Source organism: Tsukamurella ocularis, assembly GCF_965138335.1.
Taxonomy (GTDB): domain Bacteria; phylum Actinomycetota; class Actinomycetes; order Mycobacteriales; family Mycobacteriaceae; genus Tsukamurella; species Tsukamurella ocularis_A.
Genome location: NZ_CBCSDV010000006.1, coordinates 114,280 through 137,776 on the forward strand (window position 1 = coordinate 114,280; position 23,497 = coordinate 137,776).

The window sequence follows — 23,497 nt, forward strand, 5'->3', positions numbered from 1 at the left end:
CCCATTCTGGAAAATAGTCAAGAGCCGGCGGGCATCCGATCGGGCGCGGTCCAGCGGGCGACCGCCGCCAGGGCGGCCGCGGCGACGAGCACGCCGCCGGCGGTGAGGAAGGCCGCGTCGTAGCCGTCGCCGAGCATCGGCGCGACGACGAGCGGGCCCAAGATCTGGCCGACGCCGTACCCCGCGGTGAGCACCGCGGCCGAGCGCGGGATGCCGATCCGCGCGCCCGCCTCCATCGAGAGCATCACCGCGCCGATGAAAGTGCCGCCGAACAGGACGGCCGAGACCGCCGCGGCCGCGGGCCCGCGGACCAGCGCGGGCAGGGCCGCCGAGACCACCTGCAGCAGCAGCGCGATCACCAGCAGCGATTCGGCGGAGCGGTACCGGCGCAGCCGCGCCCAGATCAGCGGCGAGACGGCGGCCGCCAGCCCGACGATCACCCACGTCGTCGGCCCCTCCCAGGGCCGCCCACCGACCGCGACCGCGGCGACGAGGAAGGTGCCGAGCACGATGTAGCCGAGGCCCTCGAGGAAGTAGCTGATCCCCAGCGCCCAGCCCGCGACGCCGGGTCGGGGCGGCGCGGCACCGTCGGGCCGGGCCGGGACGGCACCGTCGGGCCGGGGCGGCGCACCGTCGGGCNGGACGACGGGGACGGCCCCGCCGGGCGGGAGCCGCCACGCGAACACCCCGAACGCGGCCGTCGCCAGGGCGGCCACCCACCAGAGCGTGCGCCAGCCGACGACCTCGCCCAGCCCGACGACGAGCACCCCCGACACCGCGATCCCCACGCCCACGCCGCAGAAGGCGACCCCGGCCGCCGCGGTGCCCGCGACCGCCCCGGCGCAGTAGACGAAGACGACCGCGCTCGCGAGTCCCGCGATCAGGCGCACCCCCGACCACAGCGGCACGTTCACGGCCAGCACCATCGCGATCTCGCTGGCGACCAGTGCGAGCAGCGAGGCCCGCAGCAACACCGTGCTGCGGGCCAGGCGCGGCTGGATCGCCAGCGCCAGCGCGCCGAGGAAGTAGCCGAGGTAGTTGAACGTGGCGACCACCGCGGTGGAGCCCGGCGAGATCCCCGTCTGCTCCTGCATGAGCGGGAGGATCGGCGTGTAGACGAACCGGCCGAGGCCCATCGCGGCCGCGAGGCCGGCCAGGGCACCGAAGCCGAGCTGCCGCGTATTCACTACGCGATTCTAACGAGCGGCCGATTCCTGCTTCGCGGGCAGGAGCAGCGCGATCGCGAAGGCCGCCGCCACGAGGCCGGCACTCACGAGCAGCGCGCCGCGGTAGCCCGGGAGGACGGCGGCACCGTCGTTCAGCGCGGCCGAGACCGTGACCAGGATCGCGAGGCCGAGCGCGCCGCCCACCTGACGGAAGGTGTTGAGCACGCCCGAGACCATGCCCGCCGCAGAGGGTGCCACCGCGGCGGTCGCGACGGCCGGCAGCGGCAGGAAGACCATGCCGATGCCCACCGACGTCACCAGCGACGGGATCAGGACTGCGGTGAGGAAGCCGCCGTCCGCGGGGAGCGGGGCGAACAGCAGAAAGCCGACGGTGGCGAGGGCCGTGCCGATCGCGACCACGCGACGGGCGCCGATCCGCGGCACGAGCCGCGTCGCGATCTGCACCGCGACCACGATGCCGAAGGAGAAGGGCAGGAACATCAGCCCGGTCTTCGTCGCCGAATAGCCCAGGCCCAGCTGCAGATACAGGGAGACGAAGTAGAACGCGCCGAACTGCCCCGCGACCACGAACGCGAACACCAGGCAGGGCACCAGCACGTCGCGCCGGCCGAGCACGCGGAAGTCGACCAGCGGCACCGTCGTTCGCCGCTCGACCGCGACGAAGGCCGCGAGCAGCACCGCGGCCACGACGAACCAGCCCAACGTGCGCGCGCTGCCCCAGCCGTTCTCGGTGGCGGCGACGATCCCGTACGCGAGCACGGTCAGGCCCGCGGTCGCGAGCACACCGCCCGCCCAGTCGGTCCGACGGTCCGCCCCCGCCACCGGCCCTGGAGCCGCGTAGGAGAAGGCGAGTCCGAGCGCGGACACCACTGCGCCGCAGGCGATGACGGTGCGCCAGCCGAACGCGTCGGTGAGCACGCCGGAGAGCACCACGCCGACAGCGCCGCCGACCGAGGCGCCGATGGCGATGGCGGCGAAGCCCTTCGCGCGCTGCGCCGGCTCCCGGAAGGTGAGGGCGATCGAGGTGATCGCGGCGGGCGCGATCGCGGCGGCGCCGACGCCCTGCAGCACCCGCACCGCGATCACCTGCCAGGGCTCGTGGCACAGGTAGGCGGCGAGCGAGGCGACGGTGAACAACGCGAAACCGAAGCGCAGCAACGCCCGCGGGCCGAACCGGTCGGAGAGCCGGCCGGCCAGGAGGAGCAACCCGCCGAACACGATCGCGTACGCGTTGACCACCCACGACAGCCCCTGCGGGCTGAAGTGCAGATCGTCACGGATCGCCCGGAGAGCGACATTGGTGACGGAGGCGTCGAAGGCGACGAGGAACTGGGAGAGCCCGGCGAGCAGCAGCGCTGCCCGCACCGGAGTTTTTTGTGTATCGAGTAACATAACTAGCGAGGGTAGCCTTAGCCATGAGCGTCCACAAGACCCCTCCGTCACAATGGTGGGCATGCGCCAGATCACGCCGCGCCGCGGCCGCCCGCCGAGCATCACGCGGGAACGGATCGTCGAGCGGGCTCTCGTGCGGCTCGACGAGGTGGGCGCCGACGGGCTCACCATGAAGGAGCTCGCCGGCGACCTGGGCGTGACCACCATGGCCCTGTACCGGCACGTGGACGACAAGGAGAATCTGCTCGCGCTGGCGCTCGACGCGATCGCGGAGCCCTTCGCGGCGATCGACTTCCCCGAGGAGCCGCGCGCCTGCATCCGGACGGCGATGACCACGCTCTACGAGGCGCTCACGGCGCACCCGTGGGTGCCGGAGGCGCTCATCCGGCCGCAGCGGATCGGCAGGGGCGCCCTACTGTTGACGGACGCCGTGATGGGAGCGGCGTACGAGCTCACCGGCGACCGCGCGACCGCGCTCGCGGCCTACCGCGCGCTGTGGAGCCTTACCCTGGGCAGCGTGCTCTCCCACCTGCGGCAGCGCACGGAGGGGACGCCGCTGACCCACGAGCGCATGGACGAGATCGTCGGGACGCTGCCGCGGGACTCCGTGCCGAACCTCCGCGCGAGCGCGGAACTCGACGCGCAGCCCGCCACCGTCGGCGACTTCGCCGCGAGCCTCGCGGCGCTGATGACGGGCCTGTTCGGCCCGGACGGCCCGGGCGGCCCCGGAAAGCCCTAGAAGGGCTGGTTCGCCGGCTTGTTGGCGAGCACGTGCACGTAGTAGTCCCGCAGCCGCAGCTGCGACGCGGCGGCCTCGTCGATCACCACCGTGACGTGCGGATGGAACTGGAGCACCGACGCCGGGTTGATCGCGGCGACGGGCCCCTCGACGGTGGCGGCGATCGCCTCGGCCTTGCCCTCGCCGGTGGCGAGCAGCAGCAGGTGCTCCGCCTCGGAGATGGTGCCGAGGCCCTGCGTGAGCACGTGGATCGGCACCTCGTCGATCGAGGCGAAGAAGCGGGCGTTGTCCTCCCGGGTCTGCGTGGTGAGCGTCTTGATGCGGGTGCGCGAGGCCAGCGACGAGACGGGCTCGTTGAAGCCGATGTGCCCGTCGGTGCCGATGCCCAGCAGCTGCACGTCGACGCCGCCCGCGGCCCGGATCGCGTCCTCGTAGCGCGTGGCCTCGGCGGCGATGTCGGCGGCGGTGCCGTCCGGGCCCTCGACCTTGGCGTCGGGGATGTCGACGTGCGCGGTGAACTCCTTGCGGATCACCTCGCGGTAGCTCTCGGGGTGCCCCTTCGGCAGCCCGACGTACTCGTCGAGGTTGAAGGAGACGCAGTCCGCGAAGCTCAGCCCCTCGTCGCGATGGCGGCGGATGAGCTCCTGATACGTGGCGAGCGGGGTGGAACCGGTGGCGAGCCCCAGCACGGCGGGGCCGCGGCGCACGTGCTCGGCCACGATGTCGGCGGCGGTGACGGCGACGTCGGCGGGGGTCGGGCGGATCACGATTTCCATGCGGCCAGTCTAAAGGCCCGTGGCGTCGAATACCCGCAGATCAGCGAAACTGGTCATAACCAACTTCCGGCGGCGTGGGAGCGGCCGCGCAGGCCGCCGATGAGCAGCACCAGACCGGCACCGCCGACCAGCAGCGCGAAGCCGAAGGCGCCGAACACACCGCCGAGCAGGCGCGGCATGTCGGGCCGTTTGCCGAGGACGACCTCCGTGTAGCCCGGCGTCGGCGGGCACGTGGCCGTGACCGCACCGGAGCCCGTGTCGAAGACGCGCAGCACCATCCGGTTCTCCACCGTGACACCCCCGGACACCTCCCGCAGCGCGATCGGCGCACCGTCGGGTCCGGTCAGCACGCACGACGGTGCCCCCTCCTTGGTCCGCGTCGCCGCGAGGACGGCGTACTCCGCGCCGGCGGGCAGCTCGACGGCGTGCGGCGCGCCGTCGAGCGGGACCGACTGCGCGTCGAGCCGGAACTGCGGCAGCGTGAGGGTGAGGATCAGCAGGATCGGCACCACGACCGCCGCGAGCAGCAGCGCCGCGCCGGCCCGCAGCTTCGCCCCCGGACTCACCGGCGGGACCGCCGCACGACGGTGACGATGAGGAACGCCAAGCCGGCGAGCCCGAGGGCGCCCGCGAGCCCGAGCGCGCCGAAGATCCCGCCGATCATCGGGCCGATCCGCGGCGCCCGGCCGACTTCGACGGTCTGCAGCGTCCCGTCCGGCGATTCACACGTGAACCACACCGCGCCGGAGCCGGTGTCGAAGCGGCGCATCACCTTCCACCCGCCGACCGTCGTGGTGCCGGCGAGCGCACGCAGTTCGACGGTGGCCCCCTGCGCATCGGTCGCCCGGCACGCGGGGTCGCGGCTGCTCCACTCCGCGGAGTTCTGCGAGTACACCGCGTACTCGGCGTGCGCGGGGAGAACGAGGCCGTGCGCCTGACCATCGGCCGGCACGGCGCGGCGATCGAGATCCCAGGCCGGGACGACCACCGCGAGCACGAGGACGAGCGGGGCGACGACGGCGAGGACGAGCAGCACGACGCCGACCCAGATGCCCGCCCGACCGGGCCGCGGGCGCGGCGGTCGCGGCGGCGGCACGGAGGGCGGAAAGCCCGGATTCGGGTAGTTCATGGCCCCACATTAATGCACGTCACAGTGCCCCCGGCGGGGGTGATGCTCGCCGCATCCGGTTGCTTGAGTTGTATTCTGCAACTACCGTCGGGCGGCATGACAGACATGCTCCGAAAGACCCGTGCCGGGGCCCCGTCGGACGGGATCCTCATCGCCGTCCTGTGCCTCGGCGGACTCCTCGCCTCTCTCATGCAGTCGCTGGTGGTGCCGCTCGTCGGCCAGCTGCCGCACCTGCTGAACACCTCCGCCGACAACGCCTCGTGGGTCATCACCTCGACGCTGCTCGCCTCGTCGGTCGCCATGCCCATCGCCGGCCGGCTCGGCGACATGTACGGCAAACGCCTCATCCTGCTGACCAGCCTGCTGAGCCTCATCGCGGGCTCGCTGATCTGCGCGCTCTCGCACACCCTGCTGCTCACCGTCGTGGGCCGCTCGTTCCAGGGCTTCGCGATGGGCCTGGTGCCCGTGGGCATCTCGCTCATGCGCGACGAACTGCACGCACGGAAGATCCCCGGCGCCGTCGCGCTCATGTCGGCGATGCTCGGCGTGGGCGGCGCGATCGGAATCCCGTTCGGCGCCTACATCTCCGAGCACTTCGACTACCACACACTGTTCTGGTTCTCGCTCGCCCTGGGCGTCATCACCCTCGGCCTGGTGTACGTGGTGGTCCCGGAATCGCCCAACCTCAACCCCGGGAAGTTCGACATGGTCGGCACCGTCGGCCTGAGCGCGGGCCTGGTCTCCGTGCTGCTCTCGATCACCAAGGGCCAGAGCTGGGGCTGGACCTCGGCGGCCACGATCGGCTGCGCCGTCGGTGGCACGGCCGTGCTGATCGCCTGGGGATGGTGGGAGCTGCGCACCCGCGAATCCCTGGTGGACCTGCGGATCTCGGCCCGTCGCCCGATCCTGCTGACCAACCTCGCCTCCATCATGGTCGGTTTCGCGATGTTCTCGCTCATGCTGACGATGCCCCAGCTGCTGCAGATCCCCGAGGCCACCGGCTACGGCCTCGGTCTGACGATGCTCAACGCCGGGCTGTGGATGGTGCCCGGCGGCCTCGTGATGATGGCGCTCTCCCCCGTCTCCGCCCTCCTCACCAAGCGGATCGGCGCGCGCCTGACGCTGGCGATCGGCGCCACGATGTCGGCGATCGGCTACTTCGCGCTGCTCGGCCTCACCGACGCGACGTGGAAGATGTCGCTCGGCTCGATGATCGTCTTCGGCGGTGTGGGCGTGGCCTATTCGGCGATGCCCGCCCTCATCATGGGCAACGTCCCGGAGACCGAGTCGGCGGCCGCGAACGGCCTCAACTCGCTCATGCGGTCCATGGGCACCGCGGTCGCCTCCGCCGTGATGGCGACCGTGCTCACCCGCACCACGATCACCCTGGGTGCCGGCACCCCGCGCGCGGTCGAACTGCCCGCCGAGTCGGCGTTCACCAGCTCCTTCGTCATCGCGGGCGTCGTCGCCGCCGTCGCGGCCGCGGTCGCGCTGGCGATCCCGCGGAGCTCCGCTACTGCTTCTTCCGAGGCTTCCGCTCCGGCAACGGATTCGGCTCGAATTGAGGAAACCCCGGAAGCATGTGCTCGAACGGCTTGAGGTTCCACAGCGGTTCGCCGCGAGCGGTCCGCCACTCGTACTCGCGGCGGATCGCGGTGGAGAAGCCGAGCTCGAGCAGGGTGTTGAAGTCGCCGTCGGCGGCCTCGAGGACCTGACCGAGGACGCGATCGAGCTCGTCCTCGGTCACCTCGGCGAACCGGCCGGTGAGGTAGATGTCGCCCGCGTTGTCCAGGGTGTAGGAAACGCCGTAGAGCCGCCGGTTGCGTTGCAGCAGATAGCGGTACACGCCCTCGAAGTTCTCGTCGACGTGCCGGCAGACGAAGGCCTCCACCCGCGCGCCGTGCACGCCCAGCGTCAGCAGCGTCGTGGTCTTGAGCTTCTTCACACCCGGCAGCTCGATGACGAAGTTCGCCACGTCGCTGCCCGAGGCCTCGCGGCGCACGTACTCCAGCTCCCGATCGTCGAGCGCCGCCTCGATCTGCTCCGGCGTCAACGTCATATCCGCACTCCCGTCCTGCGGCGACGCCGGCGCACCGTCTGCACCGCGACGGTGCGCGCCTCGATCGCGTGTCCGTAACCGTCCAGCAGCCCCTCGGCCGTGCGCGCCCAGGAGAACTGGCGGGCGTGCGCGGCGGCACCGTCGGCGAGCCGCCGCCGCAGCGCGGGATCCGCGGTGAGCTCGTCGAGCACGGCGGTCCACACCGGCGGTTCGTGCCCGTCGACGAGGCGGCCCGAGACCCCGTCGGCGACGGCGACCGGGAGCCCGCCCACCTGCGCGGCCACCACCGGGGTGCCGCACGCCTGCGCCTCGACGGCGACGAGACCGAAGGACTCGGAGTAGCTGGGGACGACGACCACGTCGGACGCGCGGTAGATCTCGGCGAGGCCCGCGGGCGGCCGCGGCGGGCCGAAGGTGACCGCGTGCTCGATGCCGAGCTCGCGGGCCAGCGCGATGAGCGCGTCGGGGCGCTCCAGCCCCGTGCCCGAGGGACCGCCGATCACCAGCACGCGGATGCGGCGCTCGGGATGCGCGTGGATCAGCGGCGCGGCGGCGCGCAGCAGCAGGTCGGGCGCCTTGTGCGGCTGGATGCGCCCGACGAAGGTCAGCACCAGCTCGTCGGGCGCGATGCCGAGCTCGGCGCGGGCCGCGGCGCCGTCGCCGGGGATGTAGGTGCCGAGGTCGGCGCCGGGGTGGACGACGTCGATGCGGCCGGGCGGCACGTCGTGGATCCGCGCCAGCTGGCCGGCCTCGACCTCGGTGTTGACGATGAGCCGGTCGGCCTCGTCGGAGACCTGCTGCTCGCCGATGAGGCGGGCCTGCGGCTCGGCGGTGTCGCCGACCGCGAGGGCGTCGTTCTTCACCGCAGCGAGCGTGTGCGCGGTGTGCACGAGCGGCACGCCCCAGCGGTCGCGCGCGAGCCAGCCGACCTGGCCGGAGAGCCAGTAGTGCGAGTGGATGAGGTCGAAGTAGCCGGGTTCCTCGCGGGCCTCGGCGCGCTGCACCCCCGCGGCGAAGGCGCACAGCTGCGCCGGCAGGTCCGTCTTGTCCAGGCCCTCGAAGGGCCCCGCGACGATGTTGCGCACCCGGATGCCCGGCGCGGCCTCGACGATCGGCTGGTCCGACGAGGCGGTGGCGCGGGTGAAGATCTCGACCTCGATGCCGCGCTTCGCGAGCTCGAGCGAGGTCTGCCAGATGTAGACGTTCATCCCGCCCGCGTCGCCCGTACCGGGCTGGGCCAGCGGCGACGTGTGCACCGACAGCACCGCGATCCGGCGCGGCACGAAGGCCGCGGACTTCCCAGTAGGCACGCCGTCCAGCTTAACCCCGGCCGATCAGCGCGCCAGTGCGAGGAGTTCGCGGGCGCTGCGCGCCGGGTCCACGACGAAGGGCGCGTGGCCGCCGCCGTCCCACCAGGACAGCGTCGCGTTCGGCAGGATCCGCGCGTGGTGCTCCGCGGTCGACGGAGCCACCACCTCGTCGTCCCGGCCGTGCTGCACCAGGACCGGGAAGGTCCAGGCGGCGAGGTCGGCGTCGTGGTCGACGGAGCGCCGGAACAGACCGCCGCGCACGGCCGGGGGCGTGGCGAGGGCGGTGCCGAACTGCTGCTGGGCGACGGGACCGAGCGCGTCCTGGTCGAAGCCGTGCGGCAGCATCCGGAGCTTCGCGAGCGCGGTGATGGCCTTGCCCGCGTGCGCGGACAGGGCGGCGGGGAGCGCGGCGTTCATGGACTCGCCGGTGACGCCGCCGGGGAACGGCCCCGTCTCCTTCGAGCCGCCGATGGAGGTGATGGCGCCGATCAGGCCGACCGCCGCGACCCCGTCCGTGCCGTGGGTCGCGAGGTGGTCCGCGATGATCAGGCCGCCGTACGACCAGCCGACGGGGATCACGTCGGTCAGGCCCAGGTCGCGACGGATCACCGCGAGGTCGTCGGCGAAGCGCTCGGTCGAGTACGGGTGGTCGGAGTCCGGGACCGAGCTGCGGCCGTGGCCGCGGTTGTCCACGGCGACCACGCGGTGTCCCGCGGCGGTCAGCTCGTCGATGAACGGCGCGCCCCACGAGTCCGAGCTCGCCGACCAGCCGTGGACCAGCAGGAACGCCGGCTTCGCCGAGCCATTAGCGTTCGGGCCGGCAGCCGGGTAGTCGGTGTAGAAGATCTCCGTGCCGTCGTACGAGACGGCCAAGCCCACTGATCGAGTCACGGCTCGACCCTAGTCGTAGAGCGTGCCCGATACGTCGAGGCCGTATCTGAGGTAGTCACGGATGCTCGGGAAGAGGACGTCGCCACCGGAGCTGATGTGCACCACGGTGTTCGCCTTCCAATCCGCACCGTCGGTGGCGACGACGTAGGCCGTCCCCATGTTCTCCGTGCCGTAAACCAGCGGCACGCACTCGGAAGGGTCGACTGGGCTGTGGTCCGGCTTGTCGCCGCCCTCGGAATACCACATATCGATGTATTCACGCGCGAAACCCCACGCCGATGCGGGGTAGTGCTCGCCGTAGATGGACTCGGAGTAGTGCGTTCCCACACCGTGCGTCCCCAGAAGCACATCGGCGATGAAGTACGCGGGAAACCCGTTCGCGATCGAGAGCAATGCGCGGTACTCCGGCGGATAGGCACGCCCGAGCGCTGCTTCCGCCTCGGCGATCTCCGCCTCCGTTGCCGGCGGGAAGGGCACAGCGCTGGCGATGACTGGCGTGTCTGCGTAGAAGTGGAGGTGGATGTCGAGCGATTCACCCTTGACCGCCGCTGCGCGGGCCCGCTCGCGCGCCAGCGCTTCGATGAGTTCACGCAATTCCTCGACTACCGCTGCCTCGACCATGACACCCCTCTATGCGATCTTTAACTCGCTCTACAGTAACGGCGATCCATCGCCGATGTGCCGATTCGAACTGTCACCGATGTTCGGCGACACGGCGAATACTGACCACCCCACGCGCGAACGACTCTCGGATTCTGCCCGGGATGGACACGCTGTCCGGAGCGGACAGAATCGGAGAGCGCGCGGATCGTCGTGGCATTTCGAAGGACGACACAGCGCGCGGAATGCCGGCCTCCCAGCCGGCGAGGACGGCACCGTCGGCCCCCGCGATCGCAACCCCGTGGAATTAATCGGACCACGGTCCGGTTGATGGTAGTGTCAGCGTCACCAGCCACCCCACGAGGAGGACGACATGCCCGCCGTCACCGCAGACACCCTGACCCTGCCGCGCATCGCCGCGGCCGCACCGTCGGACACGCAGCGCCCCGTCCGGAAGATCACCACCGGCCCGCGCGGCCACGAGGGTGAGGGCTTCCCCGTGGTGCGCGCCTTCGCCGGCGTCCACCCGCGCGACCTCGACCCGTTCGTCCACATGGACCAGATGGGCGAGGTCGAGTACGAGCCCGGCGAGCCCAAGGGCACCAACTGGCACCCGCACCGCGGTTTCGAGACCGTGACCTACATGATCGACGGCCTGTTCCAGCACCAGGACAGCCACGGCGGCGGCGGCCTCATCCAGGACGGCGCCACCCAGTGGATGACCGCCGGCTCCGGCATCCTGCACATCGAGACCCCGCCGGCCGAGCTGGTCGAATCGGGCGGCACCTTCCACGGCATCCAGCTGTGGGTGAACCTGCCCGCCGCGGAGAAGTTCACCACCCCCGCCTACCAGAACCTCGAGGGTGGGCAGACCACTCTCGTGACCACCCCGGACGGCGGTGCGCTGATCCGCATCGTCGCGGGCGAGGTCGACGGGCACGCCGGCCCCGGCGCCACCCGGACACCGATCAACTTCGTGCACGCGACCATCGCACCCGGTGCCGAGGCCTCCCTGCCCTGGAACCGCGACTTCAACGCGCTGGTCTACGTGCTGAGCGGCAAGGGCACCGTCGGGCCCACGGGGCACCCGATCCACCAGGGTCAGCTCGCGCAGCTCGGCCCGGGCGATCGCATCACCGTGGCCGCCGACGAATCGCAGGACTCGCACCGGCCCGCGATGGAGGTCCTGATCCTGGGCGGCCGCCCGATCCGCGAGCCCGTCGCGCAGTACGGCCCGTTCGTGATGAACAGCAAGGCCGAGCTGATCCAGGCGCTCGAGGACTACAACGCCGGCAAGTTCGGTGTGATCCCGCCCGACGCCCTCATGCCGCACGTCGTGCGCTGATCGCGCTCCCTGGACCTCAGCGGATCGTCAGGTTCCGGATGCAGTAGCCGTTCGACCCCTTGTCCAGCGTGAAGTTGGCGGCCTTCCGGATGCCGGAGCGGGTCGCGACCTGGGCGGTCACCGAGGTCACCGACGACACCACGCGGGGTGCTCCGACCTGGCCCGCGTCGAACCCGGTGGCCTCGGAGAGGTCCGGGGTGCCGCTGCGCACCGGGCACAGCAACGGGTAGTCCGCCTCGACGTCGGCCGCGTCGACGGGCTTCCCGAACTGCCGCCCCAGGTACCGCACCACCGCGTACCGCGCCTTCTCGAGCGGGATCGTCCCGTTCGCCGCGTAGACGTCGGGGCAGCCGTAGGACGAGGCGACCTCGCTCGGGCGCAGCTGCACGGTGGTGGTAGCACTCTTCCAGGTCGGGCCGAACTGGCCCAGCGCACCCGGCTTCACGACGGCCTCGGTGATCCTCGCGGCGTCGCCGTACATCTCGCCGATGACGCTCGGCGGCTGCGTCCAGCACTTCGCCGTGAGCGCGTCGAGGTTCTTCGCCGTGACGTCGGCGAGCCAGGGCCGCAGCGCCTTCGCGGCGCCCGGGCTGTCGGGCACCTCGCCGATCGCCGCCGAGGCCGGAGCACCGGAACCGCCCGTCGTGGGCGGGGCACCCGCCCCCGACGCCGCGGTCGGCGTCGCCGTGACCGTCTCCGTCGTGGCGGTCGTCCCACCGCCGCCGCAGGCCGCGGTCCCGAGGAGGGCGCACAGCGCGAGCCCGCCTCCGGCCGTTGCGATGATGCGTGCGCGTGATCCGTTGTCGTTCATGACGAGCCCCTCCCCAGAAGCGTTCCGTCGTCATCCTGACACAACGTCGCGCGTCCGGCACGGAAAACCGCCGCGCCTCAGTCGATCCGGGCGCGCAGCACCGGAAGGGCCAGATCGCACCAGTCGACGTTCTCCCGCTCGAAGGAGAGCCCGCGCAGGAGGGTGAGGTAGGGCCCGCCGAGATGCGGGTCGGCGAGCAGTTCGTCGCGGGTGCGCCCGCCCAGCCAGGTGCGCTCGATCCGCTCGTAGTAGTCCAACTTGGCGGCGGAGGTCTCCCGGTGCGCACGCACGGACTCGCACACCGCGGCCGGGTCGCCCACCTCCACCGCCTGCACCTGCACCATCAGCTCGTCCCGCATCGCCGTCGCGCGCGGTGTCGTCGCGGTGAACGCCGCGAGTTCGGCGCAGCCGACGTCGGTGAGGCGGAAGACGCGCTTGGTGGGCCGCTTCTCCTGTTCGACGGTGCGCGCGACGATCGCCCCGTCGGACTCCATGCGCTCGAGCTCGCGGTAGAGCTGCTGCGGCGTCGCGACCCAGAAGTTGGCGCGCGCACCGTCGAACTCCTTGGAGAGGTCGTAGCCGGAGGCCTCCCCCAGCACGAGGAGCGTCGATTCGATCGCGTGCCGTAGCGCCATACCTTCCATTCTAGTCAATTAGTTGCCTATACTCGCTGGTACCTACTCAACAAATTTACTAGGAGAAGCCATGCGTGAGTTCCGTGCCGCCGTCGAGGCCCGCGACGGGGACGCCTTCGACGGCCTGCTCGCCGACGACGTGACCTTCACCAGCCCGGTCGCCTTCAAGCCCTACGAGGGCAGGCACATCACCGCCGCGATCCTGCGCGGCGTGCTGCGCGTCTTCGAGGACTTCCGCTACGTGCGCGAGATCAACGACGGCGACGACCACGCGCTCGTCTTCGAGGCCGTCGTCGACGGGAAGTCGATCACCGGCTGCGACTTCATCCACGTCAACGGCGACGGCAAGATCGACGACTTCATGGTGATGGTCCGCCCGCTCTCCGCCGCCCAGGCGCTCTCCGCGGCGATGGGCGCGCAGTTCGGCGCCATCGCCGAGGAGGCCACCGCCGCCGCGCAGGCCGAGGCCGCCGGGGCCTGACGGTGCACGCGCTCACGCTGACCCGCCAGGCGCTGCGGGTGAAACGGGACACGCCGCGCCTGCCCGGGGCGGCCGGGCGATCCGGCACCGTCGGACGCGCCGACGGTCCGCCGACCGTCCGCGTGATCGCGCTCGGCGACAGCGTCCTCGACGGGGTCGGCGTCGAGCACCACCGCGACACGGTCACCGGACGGCTCGCCGCGGCGCTGGCCGGCGACGGGCGCGCCACCTGGGAGGTGCGCGCCCGCTCGGGCGCCACCGCGGGGGACGTGCCGGCCCAGACCGTCGGCCTGGGCGATCCCGATGTGGTGCTGATCTCGCTCGGCGTGAACGACGTGAAGAACCTGCACCGACGCGAGCGCTGGCGCAACGAGTTGGCGGCCGCGCTCGACGCGACCCTCGCCGCCGCACCGCGGGCGCGGATCCTGCTGCTGGGCCTCCCGCCGCTGACCGCGTTCCCCGCGCTCCCCGCCGAGCTCGGCGCGGCCCTCGACCGCCGGGCGCGCGCCTTCGACGCCGATGCCCGCGCCCTGGCCGGCACCCGCTCCCGCGTCACTCACGTCCCGTGCGTGATCCCCGACGCCGACGGGATGTTCGCCGCCGACGGATTCCACCCGTCCGCGCTCGCGCACGCGGCGTTCGCGGAGCAGTGCGCCGCCGCGGAAACACGCTGATACATGCGCATCCACCTATTCGACAGCCGCAGGACGTCGCCGCTACTCTAAACGACAACGATTTCCATTGCTGTCGTCAGGAGCCCCGCCGTGCGCAACCGCCTTCGTCTCATCCGGGTCGCCGGCGCCGTCGCCGCTACGGCCCTCGCGCTCAGTGCGTGCGGGCCGGCCTCCTCGGACGCGGGCGACGGCAAGCCCGCCGTCGTGGCGTCGACCGACGTCTACGGCGCGGTCGCGAAGGCCGTCGCGGGCGACGACGCGTCGGTGACCGCGCTGTTCGCCAACCCGACGGGCGATCCGCACGAGTTCGAGCCCTCCGCCCAGGACACCCTCAAGGTGAAGAAGGCCGCGGTGCTCGTCTTCAACGGCGGTCATTACGACGCCTACATGGAGCAGGCCGCGGAGGGCGCCGCCGCCGCGAAGGTCGACGCGGTCTCGCTGCAGGACCCGAAGAGCGAGAACGAGCACGTCTTCTACGACCTGCCCACCATGCAGAAGGTCGCGACCGCCGTCGCGAAGGCCCTGGCCGAGAAGGACGCCGCGCACCGCGAGGGCTACGAGAGCCGCGCCGCGGCCTTCTCCACGAAGCTCGACACCGTCATCGGACAGGCCCGCGCGCTCGGTCGCGCCAACCCCGGCGCCACCATCGCCGCGACCGAGCCCGTCGCCGGCTACCTGCTCTCCCTCGCGGGGCTCACGGACGTCGCGCCCGCCCACTACACCGCCGCCATCGAGTCCGGCACCGACCCGGCGCCCGCCGACATCGCCGCCGCGAACGCGCTGGTCAGCGGCAAGCAGGTGCGCGCCGTGGTGCTCAACTCGCAGACCGAGAGCCCCGTGACCGCGGCGCTGGCGAAGACCGCCGAGACCGCCGGGGTGCCCGTCGTGAAGGTCACCGAGTCGCTGCCCGCCGGCGTCGACGATTACACCGCGTGGCAGGCCGGCAACGTCAAGGCCCTGTCCGACGCCCTCGCGCCGCGCCCGTGAGCGCACCGTCGGACCCGGTGATCCGCCTGCGGGACGCCGGGCTGCGGTACCCCGACCGCATCCTCTGGGACGGGCTGGATCTCGACATCGCGCCCGGCGAGTTCGTGGCCGTGCTCGGCCCCAACGGCGCCGGCAAGACCTCGCTACTGCGCATCCTCCTCGGTCAGAGCCACCTCTCCACCGGCACGGTCGAGGTGCACGGCCGGATCGGCTACATCCCGCAGCAGCGCGCGCTCGACGGTGCCGTGCCCCTGCGCGGGCGCGACCTGGTGGGCCTCGGCTTCGACGGGGCCTCGTGGGGCCTAGGCCTGCGGAACCGCGCGGCGCGGCGGTCGGCCGTCGACGCCGCCCTCCGGCAGGTGGACGCGGAGGCCTTCGCCGACGCTCCGATCGGGTCGCTCTCCGGTGGCGAGCAGCAGCGGCTCCGGGTCGCGCAGGCCCTCGCCTCGGACCCGACGATCCTGCTCTGCGACGAGCCCCTGCTCTCGCTCGACCCCGGCAACCAGCAGCTCGCGGTCTCGCTCATCGAGCGGCGCCGCCGCGAGCACGACACCGCCGTGCTCTTCGTGACGCACGAGATCAACCCGGTCCTCCCCTACTGCGACCGCGTCCTCTACCTGGTGGACGGGCGGTTCGAGGTGGGGCCGACCGCCGAGGTGATGACCTCCGAGCGGCTGAGCGCCCTGTACCGCACCCCCGTCGACGTGCTGCACGTGCGCGACCGGCTCGTCGTGGTGGGAGGGGAGCACTGATGGACCGGCTCGAGAACCTGACGAACTTCTCCCTCACCTGGGAGCTGCTGCAGCAGCCCTTCGTGCAGCAGGCGCTGCTCGCCGCGGCGCTGCTCGGCGTGCTGGCCGGCGTGATGGGGCCGCTCATCGTCTCGCGGCAGATGGCCTTCAGCGTGCACGGCACCTCCGAGCTGTCGCTGACCGGCGCCGCCTTCGCCCTGCTCATGGGGTGGAGCGTGGGCTCCGGCGCGCTGCTGGGCGCGCTGGTCGCGGGCCTGCTCTTCGGCCTGCTCGGCGTCTACGCCCGCGAGCGGGACTCGGTGATCGGCGTCATCATGGCCTTCGGCCTCGGCCTCTCGGTGCTGTTCCTGGCGCTGCACGAGGGCCGACAGGGTACCGCGTTCGCGCTGCTCACCGGGCAGATCGTGGCCGTCGGACTCAGCGGTGTGACGCTCATGGCGATCACCACCGTCGTGGTGCTGCTGATCCTCGCGTTCATCTACCGGCCGCTGCTGTTCCTCTCGACCGACCCCGATGTGGCCGCAGCGCACGGCGTGCCGGTGAAGACGCTCTCGGTCGTCTTCGCGATGCTCGTGGGCGCCGCCGCGGCGCAGGGCGTGCAGATCGTCGGCGCGCTGCTGGTAATGAGCCTGCTCATCACCCCCGCGGCCGCGGCCGCACGGGTCACCAGTTCGCCCGGCAGGGCGACGGTGCTGTCGCTGATCTTCGCGCTGGTCTCGGCGGTCGGCGGCATCGTCCTGTCGCTGGCGCCCGCGCTGCCGGTCTCCGTCTTCGTCACGTCGATCTCGTTCCTCATCTACATGGTCTGCCGCCTGCTCGGGCAGCGCGGCCGCCGCGGCACCGTCGCACCTGTCGACACCGCCGCCCACGACTGCCGGCACGCGCTACCGTCGAGGCCGTGAGAATCGACCTCAACGCCGACTGCGGCGAGTCCTACGGCGCCTGGCGCCTCGGCGACGACGCCGCGCTGCTCGACGTGGTGACCTCGGCCAACGTGGCGTGCGGCTTCCACGCCGGCGATCCGACCACCCTGCGGGAGACGTGCGCGGCGGCAGTGGCGAAGGGAGTCGCGATCGGCGCCCAGGTGGGGTACGCGGACCTGCGCGGCTTCGGCCGCCGGTCCATGGACGTCCCGGCCGCCGACCTCACCGCCGACGTGATCTACCAGGTCGGCGCGCTGCAGGCGATCGCGCGGAGCGTCGGCGGCACCGTCGACTACGTGAAACCGCACGGCGCGCTGTACAACCGGATCGTCGCCGACGAGGCGCAGGCCGCGGCCGTGGTGGAGGGCGTGCTCGCCGCCGCGCCGGGCCTGCCGGTCCTCGGCCTCCCCGACTCCGCCTTCCTCCGGATCGCCGCCGAACGCGGGCTCGCGGTGGTGCGCGAGGCCTTCGCCGACCGGGCCTACCTGCCCGACGGTGCCCTCGTCCCCCGGTCCCGGGAGGGCTCGGTGCTGCACGATCCGGACGAGATCGCCGCGCGCGTGCTGCGCATGGTCGGCGACGGCACGGTCGAGGCGATCGACGGCAGCGAGGTGGACCTCACGCCCGACTCCGTGTGCGTGCACGGCGACAACCCGTCGGCGGTCGCCGTCGCGCGACGCCTGCGCACCGTGCTCGACGGCGCCGGCGTGACCGTCGCGCGGTTCCCGGGCGGCGGCGCGTCCGGCTAGTCGACGAACCGGTCCGAGGCGGTGGCGATCAGGCGCACGCAGTGCTCGACGAGCCGCTCCCGGCTCACGTCCAGCCGGCCGGCGATGAACTCGGTGAACAACGTGGTCAGCGCTCCCACGAGCCCCATGGCGACGAGCAGGCGGGTGGTCGCGTCGACGGTGCTCGGCAGGGCGGCGGCGACCACGTCGAAGAACGCGGGCATGCTGACCAGTCCCTGTTCCGCGAGCGCGGGCTCCCGATGGGGCGCGAGGAAGAGGATCCGCCCGACGTCCGGCCGGTCGACCACGAACTCGACGAACCCGGAGACGGCGGCCTCCGCCACCGCAGTGGCCGTGACCGGCGTGTCCTCGGCCGCGGCCGCCGCGTAGGCCTGCCGGACGCTCCGCTCCAGCACCTCCTGGGTGCGGTGGGCGATGTCGTCGTAGACGGCGTGCGCGAAGCCGTCCCGGGTGCCGAACGCCTCGTAGAAGTACCGCTCGGTGATGCCCGTCGAGCGGCACACGGCGCGGACCCCGAGGCCGCCGGCCTCGGGGCCGCCGAGGAGCGCGATGCCGGCGTCGAGCATCTGTCGACGACGACCCTCCTGGCGCTCCTCCAGTGACGTCACCTGTTCAGGCTAACGCAGATGAACTTTACTGACGGCGCTGTCGCGCGAACTCGGCCAGGACGACGCCCGCGGCGACGGAGGCGTTGAGCGACTCCACCGACGACGCGATCGGGATCGACAGGATCGAGTCGCAGTTCTCCCGCACGAGCCGCGAGAGGCCCTTGCCCTCCGAGCCGACGACCACGACGACGCCGGTGTCGGCCCGGTAGTCGTCCAGGTCGACGTCGCCGCCCGCGTCGAGGCCGACGACCTGCAGGCCGGCGGCTGCGTAGTCGGCCAGCGCGCGGTTGAGGTTCGGCGCCTGCGCGACGGGCAGCCGCGCTGCGGCGCCCGCGGAGGTGCGCCAGGTGACGGCGGTGACCGCGGCGGACCGTCGACCCGGGATGACCACGCCGTGCCCGCCGAACGCGGCCGTCGACCGGATCACCGCGCCGAGGTTGCGGGGGTCGGTGATGTTGTCGAGCGCGACGATGAGCGGCGCCTCGCCGCGGTCCTGCGCCCGGGCGAGCAGATCGTCCGGGTGGGCGTAGCTGTACGGCGGGATCTGCAGGGCGATGCCCTGGTGCAGGCCGTTGTCGCTCATCCGGTCCAGCTCGCCGCGCTGCACCTCGAGGATCGCGATGCCCGTATCGGCCGCGATCTGCACCGACTCGGTGAGCCGCTCGTCGTTCTGCGAGCCGATCGCGACGTACAGCGCCGTCGCCGGGACGCCCGCACGGAGGCACTCGACCACGGGGTTGCGGCCGAGCACGTACTCGGGGCCGTCGTCGGCGGCGCGGCCGGCGACCTTCGGCCGGCGCTGCGGCGTGGTGGCGGCCTTCGCCGCGGCGCGCGCCTTCTTGTGCGCGGGGTGGTACGGGCGGTCCTTGGCGGCCGGCGTCGCGCCGCGCCCCTCGAGCCCGCGGCGGCGGACGCCGCCGGAGCCCTGGACCTGCCCCTTCTTGGTGCCCGCCTTGCGGACCGCGCCGCGGCGCTGCGAGTTGCCTGCCATCAGTGCGTCTCCTACTTGTTCGTCTTCAGGGTCCAGGCCGAGCCTTCGGCACCGTCGGTCACCTCGATGCCCGCGGCGTGCAGCCGATCGCGCGACGCGTCGGCCTCCGCCCAGTTCTTCTCCGCCCGGGCGGCCGCACGCCGCTCGAGCTCCGCCTGCACCAGCACGCCCAGGGCGTCCATGGCGTGGCCGTCGCCGGCGTTCTCCGTGACCCAGTGCGGGTCCAGCGGATCGACGCCGAGGATCGCGGTCATGGCCCGCACCGCGCCCGCGAGCCGCCGCGCCTCCTCGAGATCGCCCGACTCCAGCGCCGCGTTCCCCGCCCGCACGCAGCCGTGGACCTCCGCCAACGCCGACGGTACGCCCAGATCGTCGTCGAGCGCGGCCGCGAAACCGTCGGTCCACTCGCCGACCGGAACCTCGCCGGCCCGTTCGACGGTGCGCCGCACGAAAGCCTCGATCCGGCCGTACGCCGTGACCGCCTCGTCCAGCGCGCCCGGGGAGAACTCCTGCATGGACCGGTAGTGCGCCGATCCGAGGTAATAGCGCAGCTCGACGGCGCGGTACTGCGTGAGCAGGTTCGGGATGGACACCACGTTGCCGAGCGACTTGCTCATCTTCTCGCCGGACATGGTGACCCAGCCGTTGTGCAGCCAGTAGTTCGCGAACGCGTCGCCCGCGCCGTGCGCCTGCGCGATCTCGTTCTCGTGGTGCGGGAAGATCAGATCGATGCCGCCGCAGTGGATGTCGAACTGCCCGCCGAGGTAGCTCGTCGACATCGCGGAGCACTCCAGGTGCCAGCCGGGGCGGCCGTCGCCCCACGGGGACGGCCAGCTGGGCTCGCCCGGCTTCGCGGCCTTCCACATGGTGAAGTCCAACGGGTCGCGCTTGCCCGTCGCGACGGACTCGCCCTGGTGCACGTCGTCGACCTTCTGGCGGGAGAGCTCGCCGTAGCTCGGCAGCGAGCGCACGCTGAAGTAGACGTCGCCCTCGGACGCGTAGGCGTGGCCGCGCTCGATCATCCGCTCCATGTAGGTGACCATCTGGGTGATGAACCCCGTGGCGCGCGGTTCCGCCGACGGGGGCAGCACGCCCAGCGCGTCGTAGGCGTTCGTGAACTCGCGCTCGTGCGTCGCCGCCCACTCCCACCAGGGACGCCCCGCCTCGGCGGCCTTGCGCAGGATCTTGTCGTCGATGTCGGTCACGTTGCGCACGAAGGCCACGTCGAGGCCCTTGGCGAGCAGCCAGCGGCGCAGCACGTCGAAGGCCACGCCGCTGCGGATGTGGCCGATGTGCGGAACGCCCTGGACCGTCGCGCCGCAGAGGTAGATGCCCGCCTTGCCCTCGATGAGGGGCACGAAGTCACGGACCTCGCGGGTCAGGGAGTCGTAAAGGCGCAGCGTCACGCCGACTGATTCTACGGGTCGCGGCGCGCGCACCTCGCAGGTCAGGGGCTTCGACGGTGCGCCTCCCTAAAGGTAGGATCATTCGGTGGCCGAACGCGACGTCTCCGAGGTGACCCGCGGCACCGCCATGGGCGTCGCCGCGTACCTGCTCTGGGGCCTGTTCCCCCTGTACTTCGACGCCCTGAAGCCCACCGGTCCGTGGGAGATCCTCGCCCATCGCATCCTGTGGACGCTGGTGCTGTGCGGCGCCGCGCTGGTGATCCTGCGCGACCTCCGCTGGATCCGGCCGGTGCTGCGGCAGCCGCGGCTGCTCGCCGGGGTGACGATCGCCGCGCTGCTCATCTCGACGAACTGGATCGTCTACATCATCGCGGTCACGTCGGGACACACGTCGGACGCGGCGCTCGGCTACTTCCTCAATCCATTGGTCACGGTCGCGCTCGGCGTCGTGGTGCTGCGCGAGCGACTGCGGCCGCTGCAGTGGGTGGCGGTCGGCATCGGCGTCCTGGCGTTCGTCTACCTCGCGGTGGTGGCCGGCACCTTCCCCGTGACGGCGCTGGCGCTGGCCTTCTCGTTCGGCCTGTACGGGCTCGTGAAGAACAAGGTCGGCGTGCACCTGAACGCGCTGCAGGGCCTGACGCTGGAGACCGCGATCCTCGCGCCGATCGCCGCGGCGGTGCTCGTGGGCATCGCGACGTGGGGCGGCGGGCTCGACTTCGCCCGACACGGCGCCGGCCATGCCGCGCTGCTCGCCTTCGCGGGCCTCGCCACCGCGGTGCCGCTACTGCTCTTCGCCGCGGCCGCGCGCCGGATCCCGCTCGTGACCGTCGGGCTGATCCAGTTCGCGACGCCGATCATGCAGCTGCTGTGCGCGGTGCTCTTCCTGGGCGAACACGTCTCCCCCGAGCGCTGGATCGGCTTCGGCATCGTCTGGATCGCGCTGATCCTGCTCACGGCCGACACCGTGGTGACGCTGCGTCGCGCGCAGGCCGGCCGCCTCGTCGCGTAGCTCCGCGGCTGCACTCCCGAAGCGGAGTGCGTTGCTTCGCGAAGCCATGCGTGCCGCGCATGGCAGGTCACGGCGAAGACAGCTCTGATCAGCAGTTGTTCGAGCCATACGTGCACCGCATGACCTACCAGATCGACACACTGCCCGCCCCGACGGAGCCGCGCCCCACGCCGGCGCGGTTCAGCCCGCCGCGTAGACCAATGCCGTCGCCATGGCGGCGACGCCCTCGCCGCGGCCGGTGAGGCCGAGGCCGTCGGTCGTGGTGGCGGAGACGGAGACCGGGGCCCCGAGCAGATCGCTCAGCACCCGCTGCGCCTCGTCGCGTCGCGGCCCGACCTTGGGCCGGTTGCCGATCAGCTGCACGGCGGCGTTGCCGACGGCGAACCCGGCCTCGGACAGCAGCGCCCGCACGTGGGTCAGCATCTGCGCGCCCGTGATGCCCACGTTGTCGGAGCGCCCGACGCCGAAGACCGTGCCCAGGTCGCCCAGGCGGCCCGCGGAGAGCAGCGCGTCGCACAGCGCGTGCACGGCGACGTCGCCGTCGGAGTGGCCGGAGCAGCCGTCACCGTCGAAGAGGAGCCCGAGCATCCAGCACTCCCGGCCCGGCTCGAACGGGTGGACGTCCGTGCCGATGCCGACGCGGGGAATCATCATCTCTGCTCCTGCGCAAGGATTTCCGCGACCCGCAGGTCGAAGGCGGTGGTGATCTTCATCGCGAGCGGGTCGCCCGCGACGGTGACGACGGCGCCGCCGGCCCGCTCGACGAGTCCGGCGTCGTCGGTGGCGAGCTCGCCGGGCGCGGCGTCGTAGGCCGCGCGCAGCGCGGCGGCGGTGAAGCCCTGGGGCGTCTGCACGGCCCGCAGGTCGGCGCGGTCGACGGTGGCCTCGACGGCACCGTCCGCGCCCACGCGCTTGACGGTGTCGGCGACGGGCAGCACGGGAATGACGGCCGTCGCCCCCGCGCGCAGCGCGGCGACGACCCGCTCGATCACCGGGCCGGGCGTCAGCGGACGGGCCGCGTCGTGCACCAGCACCAACTCGGCGTCGCCCGCGGCGGCGAGGCCGGCCCGGACGGAATCGGTGCGTTCGGCCCCGCCCACGACGACGCGGGCGCGCGGCACGAGGGCACGGGCACCGTCGACCAGGTCGGCGGGGACCATGACGACGACCTCGTCGACCGCCCCGGACGCGAAGAGGCCGTCCACCGCCCTTTCGAGCAGTGAACGGCCCTGCAGAGTCACGAAGGCCTTGGGCCGGTTCAGGCCCAGGCGCGTCCCCTGCCCAGCGGCGGGGACCAGCGCGACGACGGTCAGGAGGCCGCCGCCAGCGCCTCGTCGAGGCGGGACTCGGCGTTGCCGTCGTCGGTCGCCTCGGCGAGCGCGAGCTCACCCACGAGGATCTGGCGCGCCTTCGTCAGCATGCGCTTCTCGCCGGCCGACAGGCCGCGATCCTGCTCGCGGCGCCACAGGTCGCGGACGACCTCCGCCACCTTGTTCACATCGCCCGACGCGAGCTTCTCGAGGTTCGCCTTGTAGCGGCGCGACCAGTTCGTGGGCTCCTCGGTGTGCGGCGCGCGCAGCACCTGGAAGACCTTGTCCAGGCCCTCCTGGCCGACCACGTCACGAACGCCCACGACCTCGGCGTTCTCAGCGGGAACCTTGACCGTCAGATCACCCTGTGCGACCTTGAGCACGAGATACTCGCGCTCACGTCCACCGATGGTCTTGATCTCGATAGCTTCGATCAGTGCGGCACCGTGATGGGGGTAGACAACGGTGTCTCCGACCTTGAAAATCATCTGATCCTTGCCCCTTTCGATATGACCAGGATAACACGGGGCGAATTCGGGCTGCGAGGCAACGTCGCAGGTCAGGACTCCTCCCGGGCTTGACAAACACAGTCCTGGATGTTCTCCGCAGGTTCCGGCGACCGGCGGCGCGCACGACCGTGCGTAGTAGTCGAGCCGTAGTTGCCGCCCGGCGGCACGGGCCGACCCGCCTTCTACTACGCTGCGTGGTGACATACTCAGCACCGTCCGCACGC

General features: G+C 72.1%; 27 protein-coding genes and 1 pseudogene. 10 read left to right on the top strand and 18 right to left on the bottom strand.

Annotated elements, in window-relative coordinates; genetic code table 11:
- Positions 1–17: 17 nt before the first annotated feature.
- The 3 genes and pseudogenes from ACNAYW_RS08180 to ACNAYW_RS08190 all read right to left on the bottom strand — a co-directional run.
- Positions 18–639, bottom strand: a 622-nt coding sequence (locus ACNAYW_RS08180; protein WP_415849207.1) for a YbfB/YjiJ family MFS transporter, incomplete at its 5' end; no start/stop codon positions are given.
- Between the two features lies 1 nt (position 640).
- Positions 641–1,187, bottom strand: a pseudogene (locus tag ACNAYW_RS08185) (YbfB/YjiJ family MFS transporter); the annotation flags it as partial.
- Between the two features lie 9 nt (positions 1,188–1,196).
- Positions 1,197–2,552, bottom strand: a complete 1,356-nt coding sequence (locus tag ACNAYW_RS08190; protein ID WP_415849208.1) for an MFS transporter — start codon at positions 2,550–2,552, stop codon at positions 1,197–1,199.
- 88 nt (positions 2,553–2,640) lie between these two features.
- Here ACNAYW_RS08190 and ACNAYW_RS08195 point away from each other — a divergent pair, with 88 nt between their 5' ends.
- A complete protein-coding gene (locus ACNAYW_RS08195; protein ID WP_415849209.1) occupies positions 2,641–3,318 on the top strand; it encodes a TetR/AcrR family transcriptional regulator in 678 nt (225 codons plus the stop codon).
- Here ACNAYW_RS08195 and nagB read toward each other — a convergent pair.
- The 3 genes from nagB to ACNAYW_RS08210 are packed head-to-tail and all read right to left on the bottom strand — an operon-like array spanning position 3,315 to position 5,223.
- Positions 3,315–4,094 carry a glucosamine-6-phosphate deaminase gene (gene nagB / locus ACNAYW_RS08200; protein ID WP_415849210.1) on the bottom strand — a complete coding sequence of 260 codons (780 nt, stop codon included), beginning with the start codon at positions 4,092–4,094 and terminating at the stop codon, positions 3,315–3,317. The two genes, ACNAYW_RS08195 and nagB, sit on opposite strands and share 4 nt — an antisense overlap.
- A gap of 53 nt (positions 4,095–4,147) precedes the next feature.
- Positions 4,148–4,660: a hypothetical protein gene (locus ACNAYW_RS08205; RefSeq protein ID WP_415849211.1), complete on the bottom strand. Its 513-nt coding sequence runs from the start codon at positions 4,658–4,660 to the stop codon at positions 4,148–4,150.
- Complete coding sequence (locus ACNAYW_RS08210) at positions 4,657–5,223, bottom strand: hypothetical protein (protein ID WP_415849212.1); 567 nt, start codon at positions 5,221–5,223, stop codon at positions 4,657–4,659. Before ACNAYW_RS08210 ends, ACNAYW_RS08205 begins: the two co-directional genes overlap by 4 nt.
- 96 nt (positions 5,224–5,319) lie before the next feature.
- On the opposite strand from ACNAYW_RS08210, the gene ACNAYW_RS08215 reads away from it, so the two are divergent.
- On the top strand, positions 5,320–6,822 hold the full coding sequence (locus tag ACNAYW_RS08215) for an MFS transporter (protein ID WP_415849213.1): 1,503 nt from the start codon (positions 5,320–5,322) through the stop codon (positions 6,820–6,822).
- On the opposite strand, the gene ACNAYW_RS08220 is transcribed toward ACNAYW_RS08215, so the two are convergent.
- Genes ACNAYW_RS08220 through ACNAYW_RS08235 form a run of 4 tightly spaced genes read right to left on the bottom strand, consistent with a single transcriptional unit; the run spans position 6,737 to position 10,104 of the window.
- On the bottom strand, positions 6,737–7,282 hold the full coding sequence (locus tag ACNAYW_RS08220; protein WP_415849214.1) for a type III secretion system chaperone family protein: 546 nt from the start codon (positions 7,280–7,282) through the stop codon (positions 6,737–6,739). The genes ACNAYW_RS08215 and ACNAYW_RS08220 overlap by 86 nt on opposite strands.
- On the bottom strand, positions 7,279–8,592 hold the full coding sequence (mshA, locus tag ACNAYW_RS08225; protein WP_415849215.1) for a D-inositol-3-phosphate glycosyltransferase: 1,314 nt from the start codon (positions 8,590–8,592) through the stop codon (positions 7,279–7,281). Before mshA ends, ACNAYW_RS08220 begins: the two co-directional genes overlap by 4 nt.
- Positions 8,593–8,616: 24 nt before the next feature.
- Positions 8,617–9,483, bottom strand: coding sequence for an alpha/beta fold hydrolase (locus ACNAYW_RS08230; protein WP_415849216.1), 867 nt, complete (start codon positions 9,481–9,483; stop codon positions 8,617–8,619).
- A gap of 9 nt (positions 9,484–9,492) precedes the next feature.
- Positions 9,493–10,104 carry an SMI1/KNR4 family protein gene (locus tag ACNAYW_RS08235; RefSeq protein WP_415849217.1) on the bottom strand — a complete coding sequence of 204 codons (612 nt, stop codon included), beginning with the start codon at positions 10,102–10,104 and terminating at the stop codon, positions 9,493–9,495.
- A 352-nt stretch (positions 10,105–10,456) separates the two neighbouring features.
- Here ACNAYW_RS08235 and ACNAYW_RS08240 point away from each other — a divergent pair, with 352 nt between their 5' ends.
- Entirely contained in the window at positions 10,457–11,428 is a 972-nt protein-coding gene (locus tag ACNAYW_RS08240; RefSeq protein WP_415849218.1) for a pirin family protein, read from the top strand.
- A 16-nt stretch (positions 11,429–11,444) separates the two neighbouring features.
- Here ACNAYW_RS08240 and ACNAYW_RS08245 read toward each other — a convergent pair whose 3' ends face one another.
- Complete coding sequence (locus tag ACNAYW_RS08245; protein WP_415849219.1) at positions 11,445–12,239, bottom strand: hypothetical protein; 795 nt, start codon at positions 12,237–12,239, stop codon at positions 11,445–11,447.
- Positions 12,240–12,316: 77 nt separating this feature from the next.
- Positions 12,317–12,874, bottom strand: coding sequence for a PadR family transcriptional regulator (locus tag ACNAYW_RS08250; protein WP_415849220.1), 558 nt, complete (start codon positions 12,872–12,874; stop codon positions 12,317–12,319).
- A 70-nt stretch (positions 12,875–12,944) separates the two neighbouring features.
- On the opposite strand from ACNAYW_RS08250, the gene ACNAYW_RS08255 reads away from it, so the two are divergent.
- From ACNAYW_RS08255 to ACNAYW_RS08280, 6 genes are all read left to right on the top strand, one after another.
- The gene (locus tag ACNAYW_RS08255) at positions 12,945–13,355 is read left to right on the top strand and encodes a nuclear transport factor 2 family protein (protein ID WP_415849221.1); all 411 of its coding nucleotides are present in this window, start codon (positions 12,945–12,947) and stop codon (positions 13,353–13,355) included.
- A 2-nt stretch (positions 13,356–13,357) separates the two neighbouring features.
- Complete coding sequence (locus tag ACNAYW_RS08260) at positions 13,358–14,029, top strand: SGNH/GDSL hydrolase family protein (protein WP_415849222.1); 672 nt, start codon at positions 13,358–13,360, stop codon at positions 14,027–14,029.
- A 90-nt stretch (positions 14,030–14,119) separates the two neighbouring features.
- On the top strand, positions 14,120–15,016 hold the full coding sequence (locus ACNAYW_RS08265) for a metal ABC transporter solute-binding protein, Zn/Mn family (protein WP_415849223.1): 897 nt from the start codon (positions 14,120–14,122) through the stop codon (positions 15,014–15,016).
- Positions 15,013–15,768 carry a metal ABC transporter ATP-binding protein gene (locus ACNAYW_RS08270; RefSeq protein WP_415849224.1) on the top strand — a complete coding sequence of 252 codons (756 nt, stop codon included), beginning with the start codon at positions 15,013–15,015 and terminating at the stop codon, positions 15,766–15,768. The genes ACNAYW_RS08265 and ACNAYW_RS08270 overlap by 4 nt, the downstream gene beginning before the upstream one ends.
- Entirely contained in the window at positions 15,768–16,670 is a 903-nt protein-coding gene (locus ACNAYW_RS08275; protein ID WP_415849225.1) for a metal ABC transporter permease, read from the top strand. Before ACNAYW_RS08270 ends, ACNAYW_RS08275 begins: the two co-directional genes overlap by 1 nt.
- Positions 16,667–17,440: a LamB/YcsF family protein gene (locus ACNAYW_RS08280; protein WP_415849226.1), complete on the top strand. Its 774-nt coding sequence runs from the start codon at positions 16,667–16,669 to the stop codon at positions 17,438–17,440. The genes ACNAYW_RS08275 and ACNAYW_RS08280 overlap by 4 nt, the downstream gene beginning before the upstream one ends.
- Here ACNAYW_RS08280 and ACNAYW_RS08285 read toward each other — a convergent pair.
- From ACNAYW_RS08285 to cysS, 3 genes are read right to left on the bottom strand one after another with little or no spacing between them, the layout of a single operon-like run.
- Positions 17,437–18,048: a TetR/AcrR family transcriptional regulator gene (locus ACNAYW_RS08285; protein WP_415849227.1), complete on the bottom strand. Its 612-nt coding sequence runs from the start codon at positions 18,046–18,048 to the stop codon at positions 17,437–17,439. The two genes, ACNAYW_RS08280 and ACNAYW_RS08285, sit on opposite strands and share 4 nt — an antisense overlap.
- A gap of 25 nt (positions 18,049–18,073) precedes the next feature.
- Positions 18,074–19,039, bottom strand: a complete 966-nt coding sequence (rlmB, locus tag ACNAYW_RS08290; protein ID WP_415849228.1) for a 23S rRNA (guanosine(2251)-2'-O)-methyltransferase RlmB — start codon at positions 19,037–19,039, stop codon at positions 18,074–18,076.
- 11 nt (positions 19,040–19,050) lie between these two features.
- Positions 19,051–20,445, bottom strand: a complete 1,395-nt coding sequence (gene cysS / locus ACNAYW_RS08295) for a cysteine--tRNA ligase (protein WP_415849229.1) — start codon at positions 20,443–20,445, stop codon at positions 19,051–19,053.
- Between the two features lie 85 nt (positions 20,446–20,530).
- Between cysS and rarD the strand changes: the two genes are divergently transcribed.
- On the top strand, positions 20,531–21,454 hold the full coding sequence (rarD, locus tag ACNAYW_RS08300) for an EamA family transporter RarD (RefSeq protein WP_415849230.1): 924 nt from the start codon (positions 20,531–20,533) through the stop codon (positions 21,452–21,454).
- 180 nt (positions 21,455–21,634) lie between these two features.
- Here the strand turns inward: rarD and ispF are convergent, their stop codons facing one another.
- Genes ispF through ACNAYW_RS08315 form a run of 3 tightly spaced genes read right to left on the bottom strand, consistent with a single transcriptional unit; the run spans position 21,635 to position 23,252 of the window.
- Complete coding sequence (gene ispF / locus ACNAYW_RS08305) at positions 21,635–22,108, bottom strand: 2-C-methyl-D-erythritol 2,4-cyclodiphosphate synthase (RefSeq protein WP_415849231.1); 474 nt, start codon at positions 22,106–22,108, stop codon at positions 21,635–21,637.
- Complete coding sequence (gene ispD, locus ACNAYW_RS08310) at positions 22,105–22,767, bottom strand: 2-C-methyl-D-erythritol 4-phosphate cytidylyltransferase (protein ID WP_415849274.1); 663 nt, start codon at positions 22,765–22,767, stop codon at positions 22,105–22,107. Before ispD ends, ispF begins: the two co-directional genes overlap by 4 nt.
- Complete coding sequence (locus tag ACNAYW_RS08315) at positions 22,764–23,252, bottom strand: CarD family transcriptional regulator (RefSeq protein WP_068523712.1); 489 nt, start codon at positions 23,250–23,252, stop codon at positions 22,764–22,766. The genes ispD and ACNAYW_RS08315 overlap by 4 nt, the downstream gene beginning before the upstream one ends.
- Positions 23,253–23,497 lie beyond the last annotated feature (245 nt).

Bases quoted from the DNA above. Each gene is read 5' to 3' on its own strand.
- ACNAYW_RS08315 (WP_068523712.1), bottom strand. From the start codon at position 23,252: ATGATTTTCAAGGTCGGAGACACCGTTGTCTACCCCCATCACGGTGCC.
- ACNAYW_RS08220 (WP_415849214.1), bottom strand. From the start codon at position 7,282: ATGACGTTGACGCCGGAGCAGATCGAGGCGGCGCTCGACGATCGGGAG.
- ACNAYW_RS08240 (WP_415849218.1), top strand. From the start codon at position 10,457: ATGCCCGCCGTCACCGCAGACACCCTGACCCTGCCGCGCATCGCCGCG.
- ACNAYW_RS08215 (WP_415849213.1), top strand. From the start codon at position 5,320: ATGACAGACATGCTCCGAAAGACCCGTGCCGGGGCCCCGTCGGACGGG.
- ACNAYW_RS08245 (WP_415849219.1), bottom strand. From the start codon at position 12,239: ATGAACGACAACGGATCACGCGCACGCATCATCGCAACGGCCGGAGGC.
- ispF (WP_415849231.1), bottom strand. From the start codon at position 22,108: ATGATGATTCCCCGCGTCGGCATCGGCACGGACGTCCACCCGTTCGAG.
- nagB (WP_415849210.1), bottom strand. From the start codon at position 4,094: ATGGAAATCGTGATCCGCCCGACCCCCGCCGACGTCGCCGTCACCGCC.
- ACNAYW_RS08210 (WP_415849212.1), bottom strand. From the start codon at position 5,223: ATGAACTACCCGAATCCGGGCTTTCCGCCCTCCGTGCCGCCGCCGCGA.
- rlmB (WP_415849228.1), bottom strand. From the start codon at position 19,039: ATGGCAGGCAACTCGCAGCGCCGCGGCGCGGTCCGCAAGGCGGGCACC.
- ACNAYW_RS08250 (WP_415849220.1), bottom strand. From the start codon at position 12,874: ATGGCGCTACGGCACGCGATCGAATCGACGCTCCTCGTGCTGGGGGAG.
- ACNAYW_RS08275 (WP_415849225.1), top strand. From the start codon at position 15,768: ATGGACCGGCTCGAGAACCTGACGAACTTCTCCCTCACCTGGGAGCTG.
- ACNAYW_RS08255 (WP_415849221.1), top strand. From the start codon at position 12,945: ATGCGTGAGTTCCGTGCCGCCGTCGAGGCCCGCGACGGGGACGCCTTC.
- ACNAYW_RS08235 (WP_415849217.1), bottom strand. From the start codon at position 10,104: ATGGTCGAGGCAGCGGTAGTCGAGGAATTGCGTGAACTCATCGAAGCG.
- ACNAYW_RS08195 (WP_415849209.1), top strand. From the start codon at position 2,641: ATGCGCCAGATCACGCCGCGCCGCGGCCGCCCGCCGAGCATCACGCGG.